The organism is Rhodococcus sp. NPDC055112 (assembly GCF_053607505.1).
In genome coordinates this window covers 273577-299962 of sequence record NZ_JBSGTR010000001.1, presented here as the reverse complement: position 1 = coordinate 299962, position 26386 = coordinate 273577, and the positions used below count along the sequence as shown (strand labels likewise).

General features: G+C 69.3%; 22 protein-coding genes. 15 read left to right on the top strand and 7 right to left on the bottom strand.

Going from position 1 to position 26386, the window contains the following annotated elements; all coding sequences use genetic code 11:
• Nucleotides 1–14 precede the first annotated feature (14 nt).
• The 3 genes from ACWFRB_RS01415 to ACWFRB_RS01405 all read right to left on the bottom strand — a co-directional run bounded on the left by ACWFRB_RS01415 (nt 15) and on the right by ACWFRB_RS01405 (nt 4503).
• The gene (locus tag ACWFRB_RS01415; protein ID WP_452638271.1) at nt 15–1460 is read right to left on the bottom strand and encodes a lipase family protein; all 1446 of its coding nucleotides are present in this window, start codon (nt 1458–1460) and stop codon (nt 15–17) included.
• Nucleotides 1461–1616: 156 nt separating this feature from the next.
• Nucleotides 1617–2261, bottom strand: coding sequence for a TetR/AcrR family transcriptional regulator (locus tag ACWFRB_RS01410; protein ID WP_452638269.1), 645 nt, complete (start codon nt 2259–2261; stop codon nt 1617–1619).
• 43 nt (nt 2262–2304) lie between these two features.
• Entirely contained in the window at nt 2305–4503 is a 2199-nt protein-coding gene (locus tag ACWFRB_RS01405) for a phosphocholine-specific phospholipase C (RefSeq protein WP_452638267.1), read from the bottom strand.
• A gap of 400 nt (nt 4504–4903) precedes the next feature.
• On the opposite strand from ACWFRB_RS01405, the gene ACWFRB_RS01400 reads away from it, so the two are divergent.
• Genes ACWFRB_RS01400 through ACWFRB_RS01385 form a run of 4 tightly spaced genes read left to right on the top strand, consistent with a single transcriptional unit; the run spans nt 4904 to nt 11402 of the window.
• The gene (locus ACWFRB_RS01400; protein ID WP_452638330.1) at nt 4904–6406 is read left to right on the top strand and encodes an aldehyde dehydrogenase family protein; all 1503 of its coding nucleotides are present in this window, start codon (nt 4904–4906) and stop codon (nt 6404–6406) included.
• A gap of 25 nt (nt 6407–6431) precedes the next feature.
• A complete protein-coding gene (locus ACWFRB_RS01395; protein WP_452638265.1) occupies nt 6432–7979 on the top strand; it encodes an APC family permease in 1548 nt (515 codons plus the stop codon).
• The gene (locus tag ACWFRB_RS01390; protein WP_452638264.1) at nt 7976–9538 is read left to right on the top strand and encodes a GMC family oxidoreductase; all 1563 of its coding nucleotides are present in this window, start codon (nt 7976–7978) and stop codon (nt 9536–9538) included. The genes ACWFRB_RS01395 and ACWFRB_RS01390 overlap by 4 nt, the downstream gene beginning before the upstream one ends.
• A 4-nt stretch (nt 9539–9542) precedes the next feature.
• Nucleotides 9543–11402 (top strand): putative nucleotidyltransferase substrate binding domain-containing protein, encoded by a 1860-nt coding sequence (locus ACWFRB_RS01385; protein ID WP_452638262.1) that lies wholly within the window; start codon nt 9543–9545, stop codon nt 11400–11402.
• A 9-nt stretch (nt 11403–11411) separates the two neighbouring features.
• Here ACWFRB_RS01385 and ACWFRB_RS01380 read toward each other — a convergent pair whose 3' ends face one another.
• Complete coding sequence (locus ACWFRB_RS01380; protein ID WP_452638261.1) at nt 11412–12251, bottom strand: alpha/beta hydrolase; 840 nt, start codon at nt 12249–12251, stop codon at nt 11412–11414.
• Nucleotides 12252–12322: 71 nt separating this feature from the next.
• Between ACWFRB_RS01380 and ACWFRB_RS01375 the strand changes: the two genes are divergently transcribed.
• Complete coding sequence (locus ACWFRB_RS01375) at nt 12323–13261, top strand: DUF5996 family protein (RefSeq protein ID WP_452638260.1); 939 nt, start codon at nt 12323–12325, stop codon at nt 13259–13261.
• Nucleotides 13262–13286: 25 nt separating this feature from the next.
• Nucleotides 13287–14147 (top strand): DUF6929 family protein, encoded by an 861-nt coding sequence (locus ACWFRB_RS01370; RefSeq protein WP_452638259.1) that lies wholly within the window; start codon nt 13287–13289, stop codon nt 14145–14147.
• A gap of 26 nt (nt 14148–14173) precedes the next feature.
• Here the strand turns inward: ACWFRB_RS01370 and ACWFRB_RS01365 are convergent, their stop codons facing one another.
• Both ACWFRB_RS01365 and ACWFRB_RS01360 read right to left on the bottom strand, forming a co-directional pair.
• Entirely contained in the window at nt 14174–15511 is a 1338-nt protein-coding gene (locus ACWFRB_RS01365) for a YhgE/Pip domain-containing protein (protein WP_452638257.1), read from the bottom strand.
• A gap of 73 nt (nt 15512–15584) precedes the next feature.
• Nucleotides 15585–16304, bottom strand: coding sequence for an SIMPL domain-containing protein (locus ACWFRB_RS01360; protein WP_452638255.1), 720 nt, complete (start codon nt 16302–16304; stop codon nt 15585–15587).
• A 163-nt stretch (nt 16305–16467) separates the two neighbouring features.
• Here ACWFRB_RS01360 and ACWFRB_RS01355 point away from each other — a divergent pair, with 163 nt between their 5' ends.
• The 9 genes from ACWFRB_RS01355 (at nt 16468) to ACWFRB_RS01315 (ending at nt 24963) form a co-directional block, all read left to right on the top strand.
• The gene (locus ACWFRB_RS01355) at nt 16468–17220 is read left to right on the top strand and encodes an alpha/beta fold hydrolase (RefSeq protein ID WP_452638254.1); all 753 of its coding nucleotides are present in this window, start codon (nt 16468–16470) and stop codon (nt 17218–17220) included.
• Nucleotides 17217–17651: a Zn-ribbon domain-containing OB-fold protein gene (locus ACWFRB_RS01350; RefSeq protein ID WP_452638252.1), complete on the top strand. Its 435-nt coding sequence runs from the start codon at nt 17217–17219 to the stop codon at nt 17649–17651. Before ACWFRB_RS01355 ends, ACWFRB_RS01350 begins: the two co-directional genes overlap by 4 nt.
• 37 nt (nt 17652–17688) lie before the next feature.
• Entirely contained in the window at nt 17689–18654 is a 966-nt protein-coding gene (locus tag ACWFRB_RS01345) for a pirin family protein (RefSeq protein WP_452638250.1), read from the top strand.
• Between the two features lie 2 nt (nt 18655–18656).
• A complete protein-coding gene (locus ACWFRB_RS01340; RefSeq protein ID WP_452638248.1) occupies nt 18657–19157 on the top strand; it encodes a hypothetical protein in 501 nt (166 codons plus the stop codon).
• 194 nt (nt 19158–19351) lie between these two features.
• Entirely contained in the window at nt 19352–20125 is a 774-nt protein-coding gene (locus ACWFRB_RS01335; protein WP_097213798.1) for a pirin family protein, read from the top strand.
• Nucleotides 20126–20198: 73 nt separating this feature from the next.
• Nucleotides 20199–21104 (top strand): hotdog fold thioesterase, encoded by a 906-nt coding sequence (locus ACWFRB_RS01330; protein ID WP_452638246.1) that lies wholly within the window; start codon nt 20199–20201, stop codon nt 21102–21104.
• A gap of 97 nt (nt 21105–21201) precedes the next feature.
• The gene (locus ACWFRB_RS01325) at nt 21202–21870 is read left to right on the top strand and encodes a DUF4190 domain-containing protein (RefSeq protein WP_452638244.1); all 669 of its coding nucleotides are present in this window, start codon (nt 21202–21204) and stop codon (nt 21868–21870) included.
• Nucleotides 21871–21969: 99 nt separating this feature from the next.
• The gene (locus ACWFRB_RS01320; RefSeq protein WP_452638242.1) at nt 21970–22914 is read left to right on the top strand and encodes a protocatechuate dioxygenase; all 945 of its coding nucleotides are present in this window, start codon (nt 21970–21972) and stop codon (nt 22912–22914) included.
• 84 nt (nt 22915–22998) lie between these two features.
• Nucleotides 22999–24963, top strand: a complete 1965-nt coding sequence (locus tag ACWFRB_RS01315) for a M13 family metallopeptidase (RefSeq protein WP_452638240.1) — start codon at nt 22999–23001, stop codon at nt 24961–24963.
• A gap of 34 nt (nt 24964–24997) precedes the next feature.
• On the opposite strand, the gene ACWFRB_RS01310 is transcribed toward ACWFRB_RS01315, so the two are convergent.
• Complete coding sequence (locus ACWFRB_RS01310) at nt 24998–26377, bottom strand: DUF2252 domain-containing protein (RefSeq protein WP_452638238.1); 1380 nt, start codon at nt 26375–26377, stop codon at nt 24998–25000.
• Nucleotides 26378–26386 lie beyond the last annotated feature (9 nt).

Below are 26386 nucleotides of genomic sequence, written 5' to 3'. Positions count from 1 at the left end.
GCGGGCCGAACTCCTCAGGCCCCGATCGGCTTTCCGAACAGGCCGGCGACCTCCTCACCGACGACCTGCACCCACACCGGCCACGTCTTCGAGTCCAGCGCGATCGATCCGACGTCGGTGGTGCTGCACCCCTTCTGGGCCTGCACTCCGGCGAACCGGTCCCGCATCCACAGGATGACGCTCGGGACGGCGGCCACCTCCAGGCTCAGGTGCTCGCTGAAATGATCGCGTGTGTAGGTCACGCTCGCCGACGGGTCCTGGCAGTAGGTCCCGACCAGCTTGTTCACCGGGCCGACCGGAACGAGCCAATCCGGGTTCGACTGATAGATGTACATGGGCATGTCGGGCACCGACGTCCCCATCGCCGTCCGCGCGAGGGCCTTCTTCGCGACCGGATCCTGCAACGGATCGCCGCCGTCGAAGAATCCCTTCAGGTTCAGGAACGGCGCCAGCGACGAGTTCCACGCCACGCAGAGGTTGTCCTTCGCCGCGAAGAGCGCGCGGCCGACCGGGTTGATGCGCTCGTCGACGAACGCCGCGAGCTCGGGATCCTCGCGGCTGACACCGATCACGCCCGAGGCCACGATGCCCGCGCCGAGCGCGTTGTTCGCGTTCTCGACCAGCGCGCCGAGGTCCGCGGCGACGCCACCGGCGGCGGCGCCGACGATGTCGAGTTCGGGTGCATAGGACCTGCGGAGCTCGGCCGCGTGCCCGGTCGGGATCGATCCGCCGGAGTAGCCGACCATCCCCACCTTCGTCGACCGGCCGTTCAGCTGCATCGGCGCGAAGTTCTCCGCGGCCCGGATGCCGTCGAGCGTGATCCGCCCCGCCACGGGACCGGCGGCGAAGGACGAGTTCGGTCCCTGATGGTCCGGGACCACCACGGCCCAGCCCTGCGCCAGCGCGGCCTGCACCTCGAGGAACTGCGCGCCCGAGGTGACGGCACCGGTGAGCATCCACGGCACCGACGCCTGCTGCATGACATACGACGGAGCGCAGTAACGCCCGAGCGAGTCCTCCGCCATCTGGAACGACAGCAGCGGGCGCGGCGCGCCGTCCTTGGTTCCGCCGCGGGGCTTGATCACCGTGGCCACCGCGGGGATCGCCTCGTCCCGGCCGTTGTTCGACCGGTACGAGACCTGCCATGCATCGACGTTCAGCGGAATCACACTGAAGTTCGCCAGATGGACCTGCCGGGCGGCGATGATCTCGCCGGGCGCCTTCGACGCCACCACCTCGGCGGGCGGGCTGTAGAACTCCGCGTCGAACTCGGGGATCTTCGGCGGGACCGGAAAGGGCAGGGGCGGCTGCACGGCCACCTCCGCCGATGCCCCGGGCGCATCTGCGCCCGCGGGCGCACCGAGCGCCGGCCCGGAGAACGCGACCTGCCCCATCGCCGCCACCGCGGCCACCACGCACACCCGGCGCAGCCCTCGCCCGAACATCCTGTCCCCTGCCATGACCGCGCCCTCCCCGTGCCGGTGTCCGTGATCGTGGTCAGCGCCCCGGCCCGGGTCTCGCGAGCAAACCACCGAAAGTTAGATACCTGTGTCTAACTTTGTCCGCACGACTGTAGAGCGCTGTGTGCCGGATGACAACGGTCGGAGTGAAATGACCTAGGTCTCAGCGGCGTCGCGCGCCAGCGCGCTCAGCAACGTCGTCATCACCTCGACGAGGCCGGCGACGGGGGGCCGCGGGTCGGTGGTGCTCCACTGGTGCACCAGCGCAGTGAGCGCGCCGATGAAGGCCGTCGCGGCCAACGGGTACCCGCCCGGCGGTTCGAAACCCTCGCCGACGACCCCCCTCAGCGTCGACTCGAAGAATCCGGCCCAGACCACCCGCTGGTCGAGTCGATGCTGCTCGACGCGGGGGCTGACACCGACGATGTCGACGTACGAGATCTGCGCCCGCCGCGGGTCAGCGCCGATCGACTCGACGAAGGCCTCCATCGCGGCCGCGACGAGATCACGCAGCTCCGAGGAGGCCACCTCGGCGAGCGCCGCGACCATCGCCTCCCTTGCGTCGGACTGGATCTGGTCGTAGAGCGCGAGAAGGAGATCCTCGCGGCTGGCGAACTCCGCGTAGAACTGGCTCCGGGCGAGCCCCGCGGCGGCGCAGACATCGGCGACTGAGCTTCGCGCGTAGCCCTTTTCGGTGAACACGGCGAGCGCCGCAGCGATGAACTGAGATCGCCGTTCCGCCCTGCGGGCCGTCACCGGTCTCCCGCCGTACTGTCGCTCCACGTCACTCACCGCTTCCACCCCACCAGCCTAGGACCAGTAGGCGCCGGTCCCGATTCCCGAACTACGCGGAACCGGTGCCGAGCATCGAGGACACCCCGGCGAGCGACCCTGACCCCGCCTCCGGCGCCGCAGGCGGGGGCGGGGGCGGGGGCGTCCAGGTGAGGTCCCCTGTCGCGGCCACGACGACCGCACCCTGGCTGACGCTCGCCTTGCCGTTCTCGATGTGTCCGAGCCACCGCCTGCGGAAGGAGCCGTCCTCGACGACGGTCAGTTCCGCCTCGTACCACCCCTCACTCGACGGCACCGACCAGGAGGACTCGGCGCCGACGGCGACCACGCCGCCGCGATCGCCGCCACCCGTCGACAACCGCACGGTCACCGCCGAGGAGCCGGGGTTGCGTACGGTCACGCGCAGGCCGCGAGCACCGGAATCGATGCTGGTGCGCACCGCGAGTGCCGCGGCGGCTCCCGCCAGGCTACCTCCGAACTCGCGGCGGAACCCGTTGGGGCCGAGCGCGATCAGCGAGTAGCGGTCGCCGGGCAGGGCGACGTTGACGGAGGCCGACTCGGCGACGTCGAAGTGCCGCGGAAGCGCGAACTCCTCCGCGTAGGGATACAGCGCGAAGTGCGCGCTCTCCGCTCCCTTGTTGGCGAAGTCGACGGTCAGCGTCCGCGCACCCGGATCAAGGACGGCGTTCGCGTCGGGCTGGTACGGCAACGCCCGGGCCGGCCTGGCGCCCGGCTCCTGGACCGGCATCCGCTGGGTCGGCGGCGGCGCGGGTGTCCACCGGGGGTCCAGCGGCGGGGTGGCAGGGGGCCGGGTGAGCGTGGGTCGCGTCCGCGGCGTCCCGAAGTCGAAGGCGGAGGTCAGATCGCCGCTGACGGTCCGGCGCCAGGCGCTGATCTCGGGCTGCGTGAACCCGAAGCGCTTCTCGAGGAACTGGGTGATCGACGTGTGATCGAACACCTGCGAGCACACGAACCCGCCGACGGTCCACGGGGAGACGATGGTCATCGGGACCCGCGGCCCGAGCCCGAGCGGCAGGTCACCGACGTACTCGTCACCCACCTCCCGCGGCGGCATCGGCGGCGGCACGTGGTCAAAGTAGCCGTCGTTCTCGTCGAAGTTGACGAACACCGCAGTCTTCGACCAGGTTTCGGGATCGGAGGCGATCGCGTCGAGCACCTGGTAGAGCAGCGTCGCGCTCGCGGCGGGCGAGGATCCCGAGGGATGCTCCGAATCGATGGTGTTCGGCACCAGGTACGAAACCTGCGGCAGCGTCCCCGCCTCGACATCCGCACGGAAGGCCGACGCCAGGGTGCCGGGCCGCCCACGACGCAGGCCCCGGTCGAACAACCGCCGGTCCGCGGGCGAGAGCCGACTCACCGCATCATCGAGGATGCGGAGCAGTGCGTCCTGGGCGGGCGGCGGCATCTTTTCCAGCGCGAGGTAGAACCCCGACAGGGTCGCGAGCTGATACGGGACCAGTCCGGGGTGACCGAAGAGCTGCGCGACCACCTTCTTGAAGCTGGCGAAATAGTCGAAATTGTTGTCGGAGAAGTTATCCCACTCCTGATACGTCTTCCAGGAGACCCCGGCCGCCTCCAACCGCTCCGCCACCGTCCTCCAGTGGTACCCCTCGTGCCAGGGGTCGTAGGCCGCATTGGTCACCGCGCGAGTCCCATCGGCCTCGAATCCGGTGTACGCGCTGACCCAGTAGTTGCGGTTGGGACTGGTCGAGGTCGGCACCGAGCAGTGGTACGCGTCGCAGATCGTGAACACATCCGCCAGCTCGTAGTGGAACGGGATGTCCTGGCGGTCGTAGTGCGCCATCGTCGCGGGGGTCTTGGCGGGGATCCACCCGTCGTGCCAGCCGCCCGCAAGCGACTCGTGGCCGCCCTCCCATGAGTGATCGAGGCCGGTGATGTTCTGGGTGTCCATCCGCTGCGCCTCCGCGGACGCGCGGATCGGGTACGGCACCACCACTCCCCCGGCAGCGGGCTGTTCGAACACGGTGCGGCCGGTCTTCAGCGTCAACGCACTGGGGTCGCCGAACCCCCTGACACCGCGGAGTGCGCCGAAGTAGTGGTCGAAAGAACGGTTCTCCTGCATCAGGAGCACCACGTGTTCGACGGAGTCGAGCCCGCCGGGCGGGACCGGGCTGGCGAGGGCAGCCTGCAGCGACGGGGGAAGCAGCGAGCCCGCGGCCGCGGCACCGAATGCCCCCGCGCCGAGAGTCAGGAAGCGCCGCCGGGGCATGTCGCGAGTCAAGGAACGCCTTTCCGTACAGAGGTTCGGACAACGTGCCGCCGAGCATCCGGATCGGCTGCTATCGCACACCAATCCGCATGTCCGACACGGATACTGCCTCGACACCCGAAATCGCACGCGGAATCCGATCCTGCGCACCCGACCGCGTGCGGTGCCCGGGCCACCCGTAGCGTGCCATCCAGCTGGACAGTTGTCCATAACTTCTTCCGTAACGTTGCTCGTACGCGGGGCGTCCAGAGAAAGAAATCCCGTGAACTCGGCCAACACCGCGTCCACCGGCCTACGGTAGAAGGGCGTGCTAGGCCCGGCAGAGCGTCACATCGATGAGTTCCATGACCGGTTGCTCCGCAACCGGGAGAGGAAGCGAGGCCCAGAGTTGAGCCTGAAGTTGCAGGACGAGTCGATCGGCGACCTGTTCGATACGGGCTTGTTCATCGACGGGACCTGGGTCCGCTCCAGTTCGGGCGACACCCGCGACTGCCTCAATCCGGCGGACGGTTCGGTGGTGGCCACGGTCGACGAGGCCGCCCCAGAAGACGCCACCCGCGCCATCGCGGCGGCGCGCGGGGCCTTCGACGAGGGAACCTGGCCCCGGACGCCCGTCGCCGAGCGCACCGCGTTGCTCGCCGCCATCGCCGACCTGCTCGAGCGCGACAAGGAGAAGCTGGCACGGATCGAAACCCTCGACACCGGGAAGACACTGGCGGAGAGCAGGATCGACATCGACGACGTGGTGTCGGTCTGCCGGTACTACGCGCGACTCGCCGCAATCGAATCGGATCGGTTGGTAGATGTCGGCCGGCCCGATGTGATCAGCCGGGTGGTACACGAGCCGATCGGCGTCTGTGTCCTGATCGCACCGTGGAACTACCCGCTGCTGCAGATCTCGTGGAAGATCGCGCCCGCGCTGGCGGCCGGCTGCACGATGGTCGTCAAACCGAGCGAGGTCACCCCGCTCAGCACCATTGCCTTCGTAAAACTCATCGAGGAGGCCGGGGTGCCAAGGGGCGTGGTGAACCTGGTGCAGGGCAGCGGCGCCGTCCTCGGCAGCGCGCTCACCGACACCCCGGACGTCGATTTCATCTCGTTCACGGGCGGGCTGGTCACCGGACGCGTCATCCTCGAGACGGCCGCCAAGCATGTCACCAAGGTCGCGGTGGAACTCGGCGGAAAGAACCCGCACATCGTCTTCGCCGACGCCGATGGTGACGACTCCGTCGACCAGGTGCTCACCGGGGTCTTCCTGCACTCCGGACAGGTCTGCTCCGCGGGTACCCGCCTCATCATCGAGGACTCGATTGCCGACCGCTTCGTAGCCGCTCTCGCCGCGCGCGCCGAGAAGATCCGGATGGGCGACGGCCTCGATCCCGCCAGCCGAACCGGGCCGCTGGTGTCCATGGCGCATCGGGAGAAGATCGAAGGCTATGTGGCCCTCGGCATCTCCGAAGGCGCCGAGCTGGTGACCGGCGGATCCCGCCCTCCGAACCCGGACCTGGAGAGCGGCAGCTTCTACCTGCCCACCATCTTCGACCGCTGCGACCGGAACATGCGCATCGTGCGGGAGGAGACCTTCGGCCCCATCCTCACCGTCGAGCGGTTCACCACGGAGGAGGAGGCCCTCCGGCTCGGCAACGACACCGAGTACGGACTGGCCGCGGGGGTCAGGACCGCCGACAGCGCACGGGGCGAACGCATGGTTCGCGGCCTGCGCCACGGCACGGTGTGGCTCAACGACTTCGGCTACTACACCGCCGCCGCCGAATGGGGCGGCTACAAGAGATCGGGAAACGGGCGCGAACTGGGCCCCGCCGGACTGTCCGAGTACCAGGAGATCAAACACATCTGGCACAACACCGCGCCGACTGCTGCGGGTTGGTTCGACAACGACTGACCGAACCCGGGGAGGGCGCACGGACATGACCACTCAGCGCGACATCGCGGCAGGAGACAGCGGCCTCGGCGACTTCGGATACAAGGAGTCCCTGGACCGAAGCCTCGGCAAGTTCGCCAGCTTCGCCGCCGGGGTCAGCTACATCTCCATCCTCACCGGCACCTTCCAGCTGTTCTATTTCGGGTTCGGAAACGCGGGACCCGCTTATCTCTGGTCGTGGCCGATGGTCTTCATCGGCCAGCTGGCCGTCGCACTGTGCTTCATGGAACTGGCGGCCAAGTACCCGGTGGCTGGTTCCGTGTACAACTGGGCGAAGATCTTGGGCAGCCGGATCGTGGGATGGACGTCCGGCTGGCTGATGCTCACCGCCTCGATCGTGACGCTCTCGGCCGTGGTCCTCGCGTTGCAGCTCAACCTGCCGAGGATTTGGAGCGGCTTCCAGATCGTCGGCGACGGCACCGGTGAATACGACTTCGCCACGAACGCGGTCATTCTCGGCACCGTCATGATCGCGTTCACCACCTTCGTGAACGCATACGGCGTCAGGTTGATGGCGATGATCAACAGCGCGGGCGTCTTCATCGAGCTGATCGCCGCCGTCCTCATCGCAGTGATCCTGGCGGCGAACATCACCAGGGGCCCGGAGGTGTTCTTCTCCACCCACGGGTACGGCGCGGGCGAGAGCGGCGGATATCTCGGGGCCTTCCTCGTCGCCTCCCTGGCGTCCGGCTACGTGATGTACGGCTTCGACACCGCGAGTTCCCTCGGCGAGGAGACCGTCGAACCGCGCCGGACCGCGCCAAAGGCGATCTTCCGCGCGATCCTCGCTTCGTTCGTGATCGGTGGAGCGATCCTGGTGTTCGCCGTCATGGCGGCGCCCGATCTCGACGATCCGCTGCTCGGCAGCCCCGAGGGCAGCCTCCAGTACATCGTCGAGCAGGTGATGTGGGGGCCGCTCGGCACGATATTCCTCATCTGCATCGTGATCGCGATAACCGTGTGCTCCCTCGCCGTGCACGCCGCCGCGATCCGCCTCACCTTCGCCATGGCCCGCGACAACGCGCTGCCGTTCGGGGAGAAGCTGGCCCGGGTGCATCCCAAGCACCAGACGCCCGTGGTCCCCGCGATCGCGATCGGCGTGCTCGCGGCCCTGATCCTCGTGGTGAACATCGGTCAACCACAGATCTTCACCGTGCTGACCTCGATCGCCATCATCATGATCTACCTCGCCTATCTGATGGTCACCGGACCGCTGCTGAAGAAGCGGCTGAAGGGCGAGTGGCCGCCGCCGGATCTGCAGGAGGGCGGCTACTTCACCATGGGCAGGTGGGGCCTGCCCGTGAACATCCTCGCCGTGGTCTGGGGCGTGGGAATGGCGCTGAACCTCGCCTGGCCGCGCCCCGAGGTGTACGGGACGCCCTGGTACAACACCTGGGGCGCCTTCGTCTACATCGGCGCAATCCTGTGTCTCGGACTGCTCTGGTACGCCATCAAGGGACGACACCACCTCGGCACCCTTGCCTCACACGCGGCAACCTCGCGCACCGCGGCACCGGAGGGCGAACCATCATGACGGACACCGTCTTCGACTATGTGATCGCGGGTGGCGGCACCGCGGGATGCGTGCTCGCCGCCAGGCTCAGCGAGGACCCGTCCGTGACGGTCTGCCTTCTCGAGGCAGGCCCCTCGGACGTGGACGACCGCAACATCCTCGAACTCTCGCAGTGGATGCACCTCCTCGACTCCGGGTACGACTGGGACTACCCGGTCGAGCCGCAGGAGAAGGGCAACAGCTTCATGCGGCACGCCAGGGCTCGTGTCCTCGGCGGATGTTCGTCACACAATTCGTGCATCGCGTTCTGGCCGCCTGCAGAGGGTCTCGACGAATGGGAGGCGATGGGTGCCACCGGATGGGGCGCCGAGAGCACGTTGCCGTTCGTGGCCCGGGTGGAGAACAGCGATGTCCCCGGTGGGCAGCACGGTCACAGCGGCCCGGTGCGGCTACGCGATGTCCCGCCGAACGATCCGTGCGGTGCCGCCGTGCTGGAGTCGGCGGCCAAGGCTGGTCTGCCAACCGTCCAATTCAACAGGGGTGCAACGGTCCTCAATGGCGCTGGCTGGTTCCAGATCAACGCCGCCGAGAACGGCAATCGCATGTCGAGCTCGCATGCCTATCTCCATCCCATCCTGGGGACGCGGAACAATCTCGAGGTCAGAACCAACTGCTGGGTCAGTGAACTGCTGATCGACGACACCCTGACGGCCACCGGGGTGCGCTACCAACGTCCGGACCTCACGGGCTATGACACCGCCACCGCGCGCCGCGAGGTGATCGTCACCGCCGGTGCGATCGACACGCCGAAGCTGCTGATGCTCTCGGGAATCGGGCCCTCCGTGCATCTACGGGAGATAGGGATCGACGTGCGGGTCGACTCGCCCGGAGTGGGCGGCAACCTCGATGACCACGTCGAGGGCCTGGTGTTCTGGGAGGCGTCGAGGCCCATGGTGACGACGTCGTCGCAGTGGTGGGAGATCGGCCTCTTCGCCACCACGGCCCCCGGACTGAGGCAGCCGGACCTGATGATGCACTACGGCAGCGTGCCCTTCGACATGAACACCCTGCGGTGGGGATATCCCACCACCGACAACGGATTCTGTCTCACGCCGAACGTGACGCAAGGACGATCCCGCGGCACGGTGCGCCTCCGTTCACGCGACTTCCGGGACCGGCCGAGGGTGGATCCGCGGTACTTCACCGATCCCGAGGGCCACGACGAGACCGTGATGCTGGCGGGTATCCGGTTGGCGCGCAAGATCGCCGAGCAGGATCCCTTGCAAAGCTGGGTGGCACGGGAACTGGCGCCCGGGCCGACGGCGGTGAGTGACGAGGAACTGCTCGACTACGTCCACAAGACGCACAACACCGTCTACCACCCCGCGGGAACCGCGCGGATGGGGTCGATCGAGGACCCGCTCGCCGTGCTGGATCCGCAGCTACGGGTGAAGGGAACACAGCGCCTGCGGGTGGTCGACGCGTCGGCGATGCCGAAACTCCCTGCCGTCAACCCGAACATCACGGTCATGACCATGGCGGAGAAGTGCGCGGATCTCATTCGCAACCCCCCAAGGTGACGGCGTGGACCTCGAGCTCGACACCGCGGCCTTCCTCTCGAAGCACCCACCGTTCCAGTACCTGACGCCGGGTGAGCTCACCGAGTTGGCAGGCGCGGCGGGCGTGGATGAATACCCGACGGGCGCTGTAATTCTCGATTCCATGCAGCGGACCGCCGATGTGATCTGGGTGGTGCGGAGCGGGCAGGTCACGCTCCTACACCCGCACGACGACGGGATCACCGGCGTCCCCGTGGACACGGTCTATCCGGGTGGCGTGTTCGGCTACTCGGCGCTGCTGACCGGCTCCGACGTCGGCTTCACCGCCAGGGCGAGCCAACCCACCACGGTGTACCGCTTGCCAGGGGAACTCGTGCGGCCGCTGTTCGCCAGGCCCGCCGGCCTTGCCTTTCTCGCGGAGGCCGCGGCGAGGGCCACCGGCGCGACTCCCGTACCGGTCGAACAGATCCCGTCCCGGCGCGCCGTCGGCGACCTGGTGCGGGGCGAACCGGTCCTCACCACGCCGGGGACCTCCGTGCGCGACGCCGTCGGGCACATGAGCGAACGCCACAGTTCCTACATCCTGATCCCGTTGCCAGGTGGCGAGCTCGGGATCTTCACGGACCGGGACCTGAGAACCAGGGTGGTGGCGGCCGGGGTGGACCTGAGCACCCCGGTGGCGGAGGTGATGAGTGCGCCTGCCCAGACCGTCACGGAGGACAGGTTGGCCGCCACCGTGTTGATGGACATGCTCGAGAGCGGCCTGCGGCACATGCCCGTACTCACCATCCGTGGCGCGGTGTTGGGTGTCCTCGAGGAGGCGGATCTGCTCGCCGCCGCCACCCGCAAGAGTTTTGTGCTGCGCCGATCGATCGCGCTTTCACCGACCCCCGCTGCGCTGCAGGAAGTCTGCTCCGGAATCCCCGATCTGGTGGTGGACCTGTTCCGCGGCGGCACGGAGGCATCGGCGACAAGCGGGATCCTCTCGGTGGTCATCGACAGCGTCGTCCGTCGCGCCGTGGAGTTCGCGTTGGCGGAGGACGACGACCTACCGCGCACGGGATTCGCCTGGCTCTCGCTCGGCAGCATCGCGCGCCGCGAGGCGATGCCGTCATCCGATATCGAGAGCGCACTGTCCTGGGTGCCCGAGTTGTCCCCCGAGTCGGGACGTCTCATGAGGATGGCGGCGACCGTGCACGCCACCCTCGACGACTGCGGGCTTCCCGCCGACACGAACGGCGCGGTCGCGAGCACACCGAGGTTCGCGCGGTCGGTCGCGGGCTGGCGCCGCACCGCGGCACAGTGGTTGGACGATCCGTTGCAGGACCGCGGGCTCGTCATGTCGTCGCTGCTCCTGGACGGGCGCGTGGTGTGGGGTGAACGGTCGCTGCACACCATCCCGACGGCCTACCGGAACATGCGGACCGACCATCCCGACGCCCTGCGACTGCAGCTGCGTGATGCGTTGGCCGGGCGCGCACGCACCCGCTCGCTACGGGACGTGCTCTCGCGACGCGGGGGCACCTTCGACCTCAAGACACACGCGCTGACGCCGATCGTCAACCTCGCCAGGTGGGGTGGCATGACGGTGGGGGCCACCGTCGCCTCGACGCCGGCTCGGTTGCGGGCGGCGGCGGGGAACGGCCTACTCACAGAACGGGATACGACGATCCTCACCGAGGTGTTCACGCTGCTCCAGCGGCTGCGGTTGACCCACCAGGTGGATCAGATCACCGCAGGTGTCGCACCTGGCGACGTCGTCACCATGCCGGAGCTGTCGCCCCTGAACCGCAGCCTGCTGGGCGACGGCGTACGCGAGATCGCGGCCGTGCAGCGCAGGGTCGGGTACCTGGCATCCGACTCGGGAGTGCCCCTGCGCCGGTGACCACGGCTCTCATCCCTTGAGGCGCGGCTCCAGCCACTCGACCACGTCGTCGAGCACCTGCTCGCGCTCCGGCTCGTTGAACACCTCGTGGAAGAGACCGTCGTACTCGGTGTACGTCAGATCCTGGGAACCCGCGATGTCGGCGATCATCCGGCTGCCGTTCACGTTCGCCAGCCCGTCCTCGCTGCCGTGCAGCAACAGCAACGGAACCTGCAGCGTCGGTAGCCGGTTGGGCAGGGACTCGGCGTTGACGATCATCCCGCGGGCGATACCGGCGGGAACCTTGCCGTGGTGCACCAGCGGGTCGGAGTTGTAGGCGGCGACCACCGCCGGATCGCGGGAGACCAGATTGGCGTCCAACGACTCGACGGGCACCCGCGGCGCGAATCGGCCGAGGACCTTGCCGACCTCGACCACCACCCGGGGCACCCCGGTCGTCACGTCCACCGCCGGGGCGGACAGGATCAGCCCGGACAGGTCTCCGGGGTGATCGAGTGCGTAGGACAGCGCAATGGCGCCACCCATGCTGTGGCCGAGAAGGTACCGGTCGAGTCCGGGATGCTCGGCGGCCGCGATCCCGAACAGCCGCCGCAGGTCGTCGGTGAAATCCGACCAGTCCTTGAGCTCGACGCGCTTGCCACCCGAGCGACCGTGACCGCGATGGTCGGGCGCGTACACCACCAGACCCAGTCCCAGCAGGCGCTCGATGACATGGTCGTAGCGGCGGGCGTGCTCGCCGAAGCCGTGCGCGAGAACCAGGACCGCGCTCGGCTCGCCGTCCGGCGTCCAGACGTCGTAGTCGATCCGGGTGCCGTATTTGCCGGTGAACGAGGACTCGGTGTGTGCCACGTTTCCGAGTCTAGGTGGCAGACTCGGATGGGCATCGACGATTCCGGGGAGCATTCACCGAGGGAGCCACGATGACCGAGACGACGGCGACCGACGCGTGGCCCGCGCTGCGCCTCGACGACTGGACCGACACCCGCGAAACCCTGCACATGTGGATGCAGATCGTCGGGAAGATCCGGCTACAGCACGCGCCACTGCTCAACCACTGGTGGCAGGTGACGCTGTACGTCACCGCCAGGGGGCTGACCACCTCGGCCATCCCGGTCGGCTCGCGGCTCCTCGAGATCGAGTTCGACTTCTGCGACCACGAGCTGCGCATGCGCACCAGTGACGGTGGCGCGCGCCGGATCGCCCTCGAGCCGAAGTCGGTGGCCGAGTTCTACGCCCAGACCGTGGCGGCGCTCCGGGAACTGGGCGTCGAGGTGCGGATCCAGGCAGCCCCCAACGAAGTCGTGACGGCGATCCCCTTCGCGGAGGACGAGGTCCACGCCTCCTACGACGCCGCGGCCGCGAACCTGTTCTGGCGTCAGCTGGTCCAGGCCGACCGGGTGCTGACCCGGTTCCGTTCGCACTTCGTCGGCAAGTGCTCGCCGGTGCATTTCTTCTGGGGCGCGATGGACCTGGCCTGCACCCGGTTCTCCGGGCGGGGCGCGCCCGTCCACCCTGGCGGGGCCCCGAACTGCGCGGACTGGGTGATGGTCGAGGGCTATTCCCGCGAGCTGAGCAGCTGCGGGTTCTGGCCAGGCGGCGGCGAGGAGGGCGGCTTCTACTCCTACGCCTACCCGGCGCCGGACGGCTTCGCCGACCACCCGGTCGGCCCCGCTCAGGCGCACTACAGCGCCGAGCTCGGCGAATTCGTGCTGCCGTACGAGGCCGTGCGTACCGCCGCCGACCCGGACGCCGCGCTGATGGAGTTCCTGCAGAGCACCTACGACGCCGCCGCCTCGCTGGGGAGCTGGGACCGGTCCGCCCTCGAATCCGACCCGGCCCGCTGGGATCGGAACGGCTGAACCGCGTCCCCCTACTGTGTTGACGGTGCGATCGGAACTCAGCGCCCGCCTCGTCGCGGTGCATCCCCTGCCCGGTGTGCGCGCGGGCTCGGCGCTGGTGCGTGTCGGTGACCGCTTGCTGGCGGTTCAGGACGATGCCTTCTGCGCCGCCTGGATCGACCTGCCCGGGCTCGGCGTCACCCCGCTACCTCTCAAGGGTGACGGCGCGGAACTCGCCAAGAGGGACAAGCCCGACTTCGAGTCGGCGCTGCGCGCCCCGGACGGCAGCGTCCACCTGCTGGGCTCCGGATCGCTGCAGAACCGCTGCACGCTCGCGCGCATCGACCCCGACAACGGCTCCGTCACCCTGCGCGAGTCCCCGGCCATCTACGACAGCGTCCGACTCGCGCTCGGTCTCGACGATCGGCCCAACATCGAGGGGGCCGCGGTGGACGGGTCACGGCTCCGGGTGTTCCATCGCGGCGCCGGTTCCGCGCCGAGCGCGAGCGTGGATCTGCCGCTGGGCGTCCTCGACGGCGACGGTCCTGAGGTGATCGGGGTCAACTGGTTCCGGCTCGGCACGCTGGACGGGGTCGGCCTCGGCGTCACCGACGCAGCCGTCCTCTCCCCCCACCGCACGGTGTTCCTCGCCGCTGCCGAGCAAACGGACGATGCCATCGCCGACGGCCCGGTCGCGGGTGCGGCGGTCGGCCTGATCGACGGTCCTGCGGACTCGCTCTCGGTGCGCTGGACCCGGCTGCTCGAGTCCGATGGCAGGCCAAGCGTGCGCAAGGTGGAGGGCCTGACCGTGGACGACGACCTGCGCGGCGGCTGGCTGATCACCGACCCGGATGATCCGACCCGGTCCGCCGAGCTGTGCCGAGTGGAGCTCGGCGGGATCGCCTGAAGGTCGACACGATCCCGCCTCCGGCGTCAGGGGGTCGCCGGGGGACCCGACGGGCGCCGCCGCAGCGACCAGACCAGCGCGCCCGCGAGCGCAGCGGTGGTCGCGGCGAACACGATCGCGAGGTTCCTGGCGGTGAACAGCTCGACCCCGCCGTCGGATCCGCCGGTCTGCACCACTGCGACCGGCGCGCTGAGCACGGTCGAGATCCGATCCTGCTGCGCGGCATTGCGGGCGGGAATCGCGTTGACCCCCTTCGTCAGCTGCTCCCCGATCTGCGTCGAAACGGACTTGAGCTGGCTGACGCCGGTGAGTATCTGGTCCTTGGTGGTGCCGAGCAGCGCGGGCGCCTGCTCCGCGATGGGGCCGATCCCGGCCTGGAGCTGGTTGCCGGCATCGGTGAGCTGCGCGGACACGTCCTGCAGCTGGCCGAGCCCGCTGCGCAGCGCGCCGCCCAGGTCGGTGTCGGGCCCCGCGTCGGCGCTCAGCAGCCCGGTGATCGCCGCGAGCTGACCGGACACCAGCGTGAGATCGGTCTTGGTCTGCTCCAGCGTCCGCACCATCTCGGGCTGGAGCCCGGTGGCGCGAAGGGCCGCGGCCGCGGCGTCGAGACCGCCTTGCAGCTGCTCGGTGGAGCGGGTGACGTCGCCGAGGGTGACGCCGAGCTCGGTCAACCGACCGGACACCTCGGTCGCGGGGCCAACCGCGCCGTCCACCATCGACGAGACCTGTCCGGCGACGTCGACGAGCTGGTTGGCGCCGTCGTTCGCCGTGGCCAGGAGCGGCAACACCTGGTCGGCCTGACCGAGCAGCTCCTGGACCTGCTTGTCCGCGGCGGTCGTCGCGGCCGTCAGCAGCTGGGACGGCAAGAGCGTCTGCTGCAGCTGCGCCCTCGCCGAGGCGATCCCGGCCAGGACGTCCTTGATGCCCTGCGCCCCGGTCTGATCCGAGACGGTCGCCATCAACGCCGACATCAACTCGGTATCCGTTGGCGAGCCGTCACCGTTGTAGTGCACCGCGAGTTCCGCCTGCCGCGGCGCGTTGGTGGAGAGCGAGTTCACCGAATCGGAGAAGTCCGCCGGAATAGTGACGGACGCCAGGTACGCATCGGCCGACCCCTCGTCGGCCGAGACGGTCGCCCACTCGAAGTCACCCGATTCCTGCAATGCCGCGACGACCTGGTCCCCCGCATTCATCGGCTTGCCGTCGACCACCGCGCCCGCGTCCTCGTTGACGATCGCGACGGTTCTCGTCGACTCCCCCTCCGGTGAGACCAGGAAATAGACCCCGACGGCGGCGGCGAGGAGCGCCGTCACCGCGGCGATCACCCACGGCCCACGTCTCCAACTCGCATGTGCGGCAACCATAGGGCGGACCGTACGGGAAATCTCTGGCACCCGGGTGGCGCGAGTATGAGAAGACTGTGAGGAAAGGACGCGCTCAGTCGATGTCGTAGACGACCGCGACCGACACGGTCAGCTCCTGGCTGCCCGGCTCGATCGGCGTCGAGGGAGCCCGGTCGAGCGCGCCGCCGGGGTACGGGGTCGGCCCGGTGACGGGTACCTCGGTGATCGAGCGGACCTCGCCGAGACCGACCCCGGCGGCCTCCGCGATCTGCCTCGCCTGGGCCTGCGCCTGCCGCACCGCGTCCGCCCTGGCCTGCGCGCGCAGGTCGCTGTCGTCGGCGATGGAGAAGGACGTCTGCTGGACCCGGACGGCATCGCCCGCCGCTGCCGCGGCGGCGTCGATCAGCGCGCCCGCCGCGCCGACATCGTGCACGGTCGCCGTGACCTGGTTCGTCACCTGATAGCCGGTGATCGCCGAGGAGTTCGGGTCATACGTCGGCTGCACGGACAACCCGCTGGTCTGGATGTCCTCCGCCCGCACCCCCTTCTCCTTGAGGGTGTCGATGAGGGCGTTCGCCTTGTTCGCGTTGTCCTCGAGGGCGCCTGCCGCGGCCGGCGCCTGCGTCTGCACGCCGAGCACCACCGTCAGGGTGTCCGGCGTCGCGCTGACCTTCCCGGTGGCCTGGGTGCTGATCCCGGGGGGAGCACCGGTCCCCGCCTGCGCGTCAGACCCGTCGGTGCAGCCCGCGGCGAGCAGTCCGACGGCGGACACCGCCAGTGCTGCGGCGGCGGTGCGTGTTCGGTTGGCGGCCACGTTCCCACTATGGCCGATCACCGCGGGGCGCCGTCGGTTTTCGCGCCGCCGCGCCGTGCCGTGCACGAAAGCAGGTACGTGCCCCCGTGTTTCCACCGTGGTCCCACGGGCCGCCCGAGAGAACAGTGTGATCCACACCACTGCCGAGCATGTCGAGGTTCCGATGACGCACCACCAGCCCCCGCCCCCGCGCCTCCTCCATCCCGATCCGCGCCCCGCGCTGACCTCGCTGGAGTCCGAGCTCGACGGGCGTTCCATCGCCTACGGCATCGCGGGCGAGGGTCCGCCGCTGGTCTTCCTGCACGGGTGGGGCTCGAGCCATCGCACGTATCGACGATCGCTGGTGCGGCTCGCCCGCAACGGCGCGCGGGTGCTCGCGCCCTCGCTCCCCGGGTTCGGCGGGACGGCCGAGCTACCTCGCGGCGAGCGGCATCCAGCAGGCTACGCACGGTGGTTGGGGCGATTCATCGACTCCGTCGGCGTGACCGAACCGGTCACCCTGGTCGGACACTCCTTCGGCGGGGGCGTCGCCATCCAGACCGCCCACGACCTCCCCGACCACGTAGCCCGGCTCGTCCTCGTCAACTCGATCGGCGGCGGCATCGGCCCTCGCGCCGCGGAGAACGGGCACCCGGTCCGGGCGGGACTGCCGCACGAATGGCGTGCCACGACCGGCGGCGGCGACCAGACACGCCAACTGAACCGCCTGGCGGACCGCGGTCTCCCGGTGACGCTGCTCTGGGCTCGCGGCGACCAGGTGATCCCGAGAGCAGGCCTCGAGTCGCTGCGCACAGCGCTTCGTCGTCCGCCGGTGTTCACGGTCGCGGGCTCGCATGAATGGCCGGTCGGCGACCCACACGGCTTCGGGCACGCCATGAGGACCGTGCTCGGGTGGCCGTCGAGGGTCGCCGCATGACCGCGCGGGACGCGACGCGGGTCCACCCGTCGTCGCTGATGATCAATCGCTGCGTGCGCTGCGCCGCACTCCTCGCGCCGCTGACGGCATCCTGCCCCTCCTGCCAGGGCTCCGAACTCCGCTCGGTGCCGTCCACCGGCGCCGGGTCGATCGTGTCTTGGAAGGTGGCCGATCATCGGCCGGACGAGCCGTGCGGGGACTCCGCGCCCTCGGCCGTCGGGATCGTCGAGCTCGACGACGGCCCGCGGATCTACACGTGGATCGACGGCGAGGTCCCGGTGGAGACCGACCGCGACGTCCGCGTCGAGTTCCTGCCCACCGCGGAGGACGGCCGGTTCCCGGTGTTCGCCAGGCCTCGTGACCGGCTCGCGGTGGCGGACCGTCGCGCCGGGAATACCTCCGCCCCGCCGGTGTTGAGTCAGATGCACTAGTTGAACAATCAACTAACTGAGTCGGAGGAGCGCCCCAATGCCTGCCGTGACCGTCGACAACATCCTCGCCCTGCCGCGCATCACCGAGACCGCGCCCGAATCCTCGCCGCGGCCGGTCCTGGCCGTGACCACAGCCCCCGTTGGCTACGAGGGCGAGGGCTTCCCGGTGCGCCGGGCGTTCGCGGGCGTCGACATGAAGCACCTCGACCCGTTCATCCACATGGACCAGATGGGCGAGGTGAACTACGCGCCGGGCGAGCCCAAGGGCACCCCGTGGCATCCGCACCGCGGCTTCGAGACCGTCACCTACATGATCGACGGGATCATGGAACACCAGGACTCCAACGGTGGCGGCGGCACGATCGGCGGCGGCGACACCCAGTGGATGACCGCGGGCGGCGGCATCCTGCACATCGAGACCCCACCCGAACACCTCGTGGTCAGCGGGGGCCTGTTCCACGGCGTGCAGCTGTGGGTGAACCTGCCCCGCGACAACAAGATGGCGGCGCCCCGCTACCAGGACATCACCGGCAACAAGGTCGCGCTGCTGTCCTCGCCGGACGGCGGCGCCCTGGTCCGCGTCATCGCGGGCGAGGTCGACGGCCACGACGGCCCCGGCTCCACGTACACCCCGATCAGCCTGGTGCACGCGACCATCGCACCGGGGGCCCGCCTGACCCTGCCATGGAACCCCGAGTTCAACGCGCTCGCGTACGTCCTCGCGGGCGAGGGCACGGTCGGCGCCGAGCGCAGGCCGGTCCGGATGGGCCAGACCACAGTGTTCGGACGCGGCGACACGCTGACCGTCGCCGCCGCGGACACCCAGGACTCCCGGACCGAGTCCCTCGAGGTCTTCATCCTCGGCGGCAAGCCGATCCGCGAACCCGTCGCGATGGCCGGGCCGTTCGTGATGAACACCAAGGCGGAGGTCATCCAGGCGTTCGAGGACTTCCAGGCCGGGCGGCTCGGCTCGATCCCCGCCGCCCACGAGACGATGGCGTAGCGATGCCGTCGATGGCGGTCCAGCGCGCGGGCGACCGCGCGCACCAGCGCTACGGCTGGCTCGAGTCCTGGCAGAGCTTCCCGTTCGCGGGAAACTTCGACCTGGCGGCGAACGCGCACGGGCTGCTGGTGGTCAACAACGAGGACATCGTCGACGCCGGATCCGGATTCGACATGCACCAGCACCGGGACGCGGAGCTCGACAGCGGCCGGTTGGTCACGGTGGCGTCGGGACTGCCCCGGCACCGCGATCACGCCGCGATCGGCCTGAACAACCGGCACGCGGGGCTGCACCCCGCCAGATTGCAAACTGGACAGTCGGTAACAATCCCGGACGCGCCCTACGTCCACGTGTTCGTCGCGCGCGGATCCGGCGAGATCGAGGGGTTCGGACGCCTCGACCAGGGGGATTCATTGCGGCTCACCGGGATCGGCGGCCAGCAGTACACGGCGGCCGAACCCACGGAGCTGCTGATCTGGGAGATGCATGCCGCGCTCGGATGAGTCCGCGATGAATCGCGCGGATCCGGTTTGACAGCAACCCTTTTCGAGGAGGCAGCGCATGATCGACGACCTGGGGCACCCCCACCGAACCGGGTCCGACGTGCAACGGTCCCGCATCGGAGCCGACAACTGTGCACCGAGTTCTTGACGCCCTCGTACTCTGGAATCTCTAAGCACCACAAAGGAGGACGCCCATGACGGCACCCACCACACCGCACGTCGACATCCACCGCGCGGGCGATCGGATGAAGACCCGGATCTCCTGGCTCGATTCGAAGCACTCCTTCTCGTTCGGGCAGCACTACGACCCGGACAACACCCATCACGGCGTACTGATGGTCAACAACGACGACATCGTGATGCCGGGCCAGGGCTTCGACACCCATCCACACCGGGACATGGAGATCGTCACCTGGGTGCTGCGGGGATCGCTGGTGCATCAGGACTCGATCGGGCATTCCGGCGTCATCTACCCGGGCCTGGCCCAGCGGATGAGCGCGGGCACCGGCATCCTGCACTCGGAGAAGAACGACTCGTGGCGGCTGGCCGGATCCCAGCACGACGAGCATGCCGAGCCGGTTCGATTCATCCAGATGTGGGTGCTGCCCGACGAGCCGGGCATCAGCCCCGGCTACGAGCAGCTCGAGATCGACGACGAGCTGATGCGCGGCGGGCTCGTGCCGGTCGCCTCCGGCATGCCCGCACACCGGAACCAGTCGGCCATCACGATCGCGAACCGGGGCGCGGCACTGCATGTCGCGCGACTGCAGCCGGGCGGCTCGGTACAGCTCCCCGAGGCCCCCTACCTGCATCTTTTCGTCGCCCAGGGCGAGGTGTCGCTGGAGGGCGCCGGAATCCTGTCCGAGGGTGACGCCGTCCGGCTCACCGCGTCCGGGGGACAGCGATTGTCCGCCGACGCCCCGGCCGAGGTGCTGGTCTGGGAGATGCACGGCCGCCTCGGCGGCTGATCGGACCCGGGGTCTCGGCCGATCACCGGGACCGCGCGACCGACCGTCGCGGTCCCGGTGATAGAGAAGAGCGATGACCACCACGGAGAACCAGCGGATCGACCGGCTCAACGAGCTGATGGGCGTGGAGGCCGTCGAACAAGCCCCCGGCGTGATCCGGCTCCGTCAGGAGGTCGGCCCTCGGTTCCACGACCATCGCGGGCGGACGGTCCTCGGATCGATCGGGGTGCTGGCCGACAACGTGCCCGGCCGCGCGATCGGTAACTCGGTCCCCGAGGGGACCCAGGTCGTGTTGTCGCAGGTGGTGGCCGCGCTCGCCGGCCCACTGCCCGCGACCGGCACCATCGAGGCGCAGGGCAACGCGGTCCGGATCGATGGTGCGGCGGGCACCGGACTGGCCACCGGCGACATGCGCGGACCGGACGGCGAGGTGCTCGTCGCATTGCAGACCCGCGGGATGGTGGTCACCCGGGAGGCCGCCAACGCCGAGGCGGTGCTCTGGGGCGCACGCCTGCCCGTCGAGGCCGCCGAACCGGTCGCGGATGCCGCCGAGCTCGCCGACCGCCCCGGGCTGGAGATCGTGGAGAGCATCGAGCGCGGCGCGCTGGCACGGGGCCCGCTCGCCGGGCTGCTGGGCATGGGGCTGACCGAGGTCGCCCGCGGGCGGGTGATCGGCGAGTTCGCGCCGCGGGGCTGGATGAGCAACCCGCTCGGATCCATCCAGGGCGGGGTGCTGATCTCCGCGGCCGACCTGATCACGGGTCTGGCCGCACAGACCCTCACCGCCCCCGGTCAGGGCTACGAGGCACTCGACCTGAGGATCGACTTCGTCCGTTCCCCCGCGGCCGACGGGCCCCCGATCCGCGCCGAAGCCGAGGTGCTGCGCGCCGGGCGGCGACTGGCCCTGATCGAGTCGCGGCTCGTCGATCCCGCCGGGCGCCTGCTCGCGCGGGCGGCAGCCAGCGTCCAGCTGCGCTGAGCGGGGTCGCGCCAATACGGTCTATCGGACCTCCAACGCGACTAGTCTGCGGGTGACTTGGCTTTCCGGTGCCCATGGGTGAATCCGAGGAGAGACGATGACGAATCAGCCGCCGAACGGAACTCCGCCGCCGGAAGGCCAGCAGCCGCCGAACCCCCCGGAGGGAACCCCGCCGCCGGAAGGCCAGCAGCCCCCGTACCCGGGTCAGCCGCAGGGCGGCAGCCCCCAGTACCCGGGTCAGCCCTACCCCGGTCAGCCCTACCCCGGTCAGCCGCAGGGCGGCGGCCCCCAGTACCCAGGTCAGCCCTATCCCGGTCAGCCCTATCCCGGCCAGCCGTATGCGGCACAGCCATATCCACAGCCGCCCGCGCAGCCCCGCAACGGCGCGGGGATCACCGCGCTCATCCTCGGCATCTTGTCGGTGCTGACCGTGTGGACCATCGTCGGCGGCATCCTGCTCGGGGCCGTCGCGATCATCGTCGGCCTCGTTGGCCGATCGCTGTACAAGAAGAGACAGGCCACCAACGGTGGGGTGTCCCTCGCGGGCATCCTGCTCGGCCTCGCCGGGCTGATCATCTCGATCGTGCTCGTCGTGGTCGGGATCGGCCTGTTCCACAAGGTCGGCGGCCAGGACTTCGTCGACTGCCTCCGGGAGGCGGGCAACAACCGGGCCGCCCAGCAGCGGTGCGAGGACGAGTTCGAGAGCAACATCGAGGACCAGTTCTCGGTGACGTTCGAGGCCCCGCCCGCGGTCCCGACGCGCTGACCGCACCCGGCGCCCAGGCACCTCGCAGCCCGTTGCCAGGATGCTCACAGCCGCCCGGTCGACGATGGTGAACACCATCTACACCGAGCGGAGATCAACGTGAACGAGGACATCGAGCGCAGCCGCGCCCGCGTCAGCCGACGGCGAGCGCTGGCCCTTGGCGGGACAGTCGGACTCAGCGGGCTGATCGCGGCCTGCGCGGGCAACGGCTCCGGCGGGACCGCGACGAGCGCCTCCGCGTCCGCCACCGGCACCGCGGTCGCCGCGAGCAGCGATGTGACCGCCCTGCTCGCCCGGGCCCCACAGTGCGTCATGACGACCGAGGAGACGCAGGGCCCGTACTGGTTCGACGTCGACTCGATCCGCAACGACCTGCGTGAGGACCGGCCCGGCGCCACCCTCGACCTGGCCATCCGGGTGCAGGAACTGCAGAAATGCACCCTCGACGGCTCGGGCGGCGGGGTCGCCAACGCCGTCGTCGAGATCTGGCACTGCGACGCGGGCGGCGTCTACTCCGGCTTCGAGTCCGGTTCGCAGGGCGCAAACGGCACTCCCCCCGAGGGCGGCCCCGGCGGGCCTCCCGAAGGTGGTCAGGGCAGGCCTCCCGAGGGCGGCCCCGGCGGTGCGGGCGGTCGTGTTCCCGGCGGCCCCGGCGGCAACACGACCGACTACTCCGACGGCTCGTACAGCAAGGGCGACAGCGAGTCGGCCACCACCGACGACGGCACCTACCTGCGCGGGGCGCAGACCACCGACGCCGACGGCATCGCGAGGTTCACCACGATCTTCCCCGGCTGGTACCAGGGCCGCACCACGCACATCCACCTCAAGGTGCACATGGACAAGGCCACCGTGCTCACCTCGCAGCTCTACTTCGAGGAGGCGCTCATCGACGAGGTGTACGCGTCGGCGCCCTACGACGAGCACACCGGGCGGGAGAACAACGTCGACAACGCCGCCGACGGCATCTTCGACGCGTCCGGGATGGTGACGGCCGTCCGGGCCGGCGACGGATACCTCGGCGCCATCAACATCGGGGTGTGACGCGGCTTCGCCGCCCGTGCGCGTTTCACCCCCACCGGGGTACAACTCACGCACGGTCGACCGCGTCGCGGTAGAAATAGAGGCATGACGACGCCTGCTTCCGGAATCGACCTCACCCACCTCGACCAGGGCATCCGCGCGCAGGACGACCTGTTCTTCCACGTCAACGGCAAATGGCTGGACGACTACGTGATCCCCGCCGACCGAGCGGTGGACGGCGCTTTCCGCACGCTTTACGACCAGGCCGAGCTCGACGTGCAGGCGATCATCACCGAGTCCGCGGAGGCCCGCGGCGAGGACGGCACCGACTCGCAGCGGATCGGCGACCTCTACAGCTCGTTCATGGACGCCGACGCCGTCGAGCGGGCCGGGCTGGAGCCGATCGCGGGCGAGCTCGCCGCGGTCGACGCGGTGAGCGATCTGTCCGCGCTGGCGGGGCTGCTCGGTGAGCTGCAGCGCACCGGCGTCTCCGGGGCGATCGGAAACTACGTCGACACCGACGCCAAGGACTCCTCGCGCTACCTCGTGCACCTGACCCAGTCCGGGATCGGGCTGCCCGATGAGTCCTACTACCGCGAGGATTCCTACGCCGAGACCCGCGCGGCCTACCTCGAGCACGTGCAAAAGATGCTCACCCTCGCAGGCAGGCCCGACCCGGCAACCGACGCGCAGACGGTCCTCGACCTGGAGACCCAGATCGCCGCAGGCCACTGGGACGTGGTGCGCAGGCGCGACGCCGAACTCAGCTACAACCTGGTCACACTGGCCGACCTGTCCACCGAGAATGACGGGTTCGATTGGGCCGCTTGGGTGTCCGGCCTCGGCGGCACGGCGGAGACCTTCGCGGAACTGGTGGTCCGCCAGCCCAGTTTCCTGACCGCGCTGACCTCACTCTGGACGCAGCGCCCCCTCTCCGACTGGAAGGCGTGGGCGGCCTGGAAGGTGATCCACTCGCGGGCCGAGCACCTGACCGCCGACCTGGTCGCGGAGGACTTCGCGTTCTACGGCACCACTCTGTCGGGCACCGAGGAGAACCGTGAACGCTGGAAGCGCGGCGTCTCCCTGGTGCAGGACCTGCTCGGCGAGTCCGTCGGCAAGCTCTACGTCGAGCGGCATTTCCCCGCCGAGGCCAAGGCCCGGATGCAGGAGCTGGTCGCGAACCTGCAGGAGGCGTACCGCCGCAACATCTCCGACCTGGAGTGGATGAGCCCCGACACCAGGAGCGCGGCGCTGGCCAAGCTGGAGAAGTTCACCCCGAAGATCGGCTACCCCGACAAGTGGCGGGACTACACCGGGTTGGTCATCACCGCGGACGATCTGGTCGGCAACTACCGTCGCGGCTATGCCGCCGATCACGACCGCGACCTGGCGAAGCTCGGCGGTCCGGTGGATCGGGACGAGTGGTTCATGACCCCGCAGACCGTCAACGCCTACTACAACCCGGGGATGAACGAGATCGTCTTCCCCGCAGCGATTCTGCAACCGCCCTTCTTCGACGCCGCTGCGGACGACGCGGCGAACTACGGCGGAATCGGCGCGGTCATCGGACACGAGATCGGGCACGGTTTCGACGACCAGGGTGCCAAGTACGACGGCGACGGCAACATGATCGATTGGTGGACGGACAGCGACCGCACCGAGTTCGGCAAGCGCACCAAGGCACTGATCGAGCAGTACAACGAGTTCGAGCCGAAGGCGTTGCCGGGCCACAAGGTCAACGGCGAATTCACCATCGGCGAGAACATCGGCGACCTCGGCGGCCTGTCAATCGCGGTCGAGGCGTACCGGATCGCGATGGACGGCAAGGACTCTCCCACCCTCGATGGGCTGACCGGCCTACAGCGCGTCTTCTTCGGCTGGGCGCAGGTGTGGCGGACCAAGGCCAGGAACGAAGAGGCCATCCGCCGCCTCGCCGTCGACCCGCATTCGCCGCCGGAGTTCCGTTGCAACGGTGTGGTGCGTAACCTCGACAGCTTCCACGAGGCGTTCGACGTCACGCCCGGCGACGCGCTCTACCTCGAACCCGAGCAGCGCGTTCGCATCTGGTGATGCGCCTGCGGCGCAGTGGTGCGGTGACGGAGCCTCATGACTCCGTGACCGCGCCACTGCGGCAACGCCGCACTTCCTCGTAATCCAGCCGGTTCTGCTCGCCGTAGACCACCGCGAACTCCGCGATGGCTTCATCGAAAACGGTTCCGTTGCCCAGGTATCCGGCAATCGCGGCCGGATCACCGGTGCGGGCGTGGGCTCTGGCCAGCGCGATCGCACACAGCCGCGCGTATGCCCGCAACCCGGACGGGTCCATCGCGGAGATGCTGAAGGAGCCCTTCTTGTCCCGCAACTGCCGGACATAGAAGTCGCGGCCGAACGGACCGGGGCCGCTGAACCATCCGAGGAACGGATCACTCGCGCTCTGGATCAGCCGCTGCCCCTCGACCACCCGCCTGCCCTGGTCACGATGCGGCGAACCGGCAACGTACGGCGCAAGCACGGACGGCTGCGCCTCCTTGATCTGCAGGAACAGCGGGTCCTGGGCGCTCTCTCCCACGAACAGCGCCATGAAGCCGAGCATGCCCACTGATCCGACGCCGACGACCTTGCTGGCGATGTCCTGGAATCGGTAGCGCTCCACCAGTTCCCGCCGGTCCCCCGCCAGGGTCCCGAGATAGCGCTCGAAGGAGGCCCGGAGCAGATCCGTCACCTCCGCATGCCGCTCGTGCGGGAGCCGGGTGATCAGGGGCGGTTCGTCCTTGATGAGAAACCGGCCGTTCTCGTACCTGGCGAATCGCTTGAGCGAGCCGAGCTGAGTTCGCCTCTCCGCCTTGGCCATCACCGCCTCGGTCACCCCGACCTGTCGAGCGGTGATCTGATCCCGCAGCCCGGCCAGCATCGCGTCCGCCTCGATCCGGAGATACCAGACGTCCAGCGCGGGCATCTCCGCCGCGTGACGGATCGTCTCCCGATATGCGGCGCCCACGATCAGCGCCGCGGCACGCGCGTCCGACGCACTGTGACCGTTCGTGGTCGCCGCCACCAGCACCGAGGTCGCGAGCCGCTTGAGGTCCCATTCGAAGGGCCCGCGATGCACCTCGTCGAAATCGTTGAGGTCGAACACGAGCCGCCGGTCCGGGCCGGCGAACAGCCCGAAGTTCGCGAGGTGGGCATCCCCGCTCGCCATCACCGTCAGATCCGTTCGCGCGCTGTGCGCCAGATCCCACGCCATGATGGCGGCCGATCCACGCAGGAAGGTGAACGGCGAGAGCAACATTCGCTCGAACCTGAGCGGAACCAGTTCGGGAATCCGATTCGCGTTCTGCCGGTCGAGGATCGACACCGGATCGGGCCGACGCGAGGACGGCTCCCACGAACCATGCGCCCCGCGCGGGATCCGGGCACGCAGATGCTTGCCTCGCCGCCGGCGTTCGGCGGCGGGCTCAGACGTATCGAAGGCTGCGACGGCCACCGTCCGAGC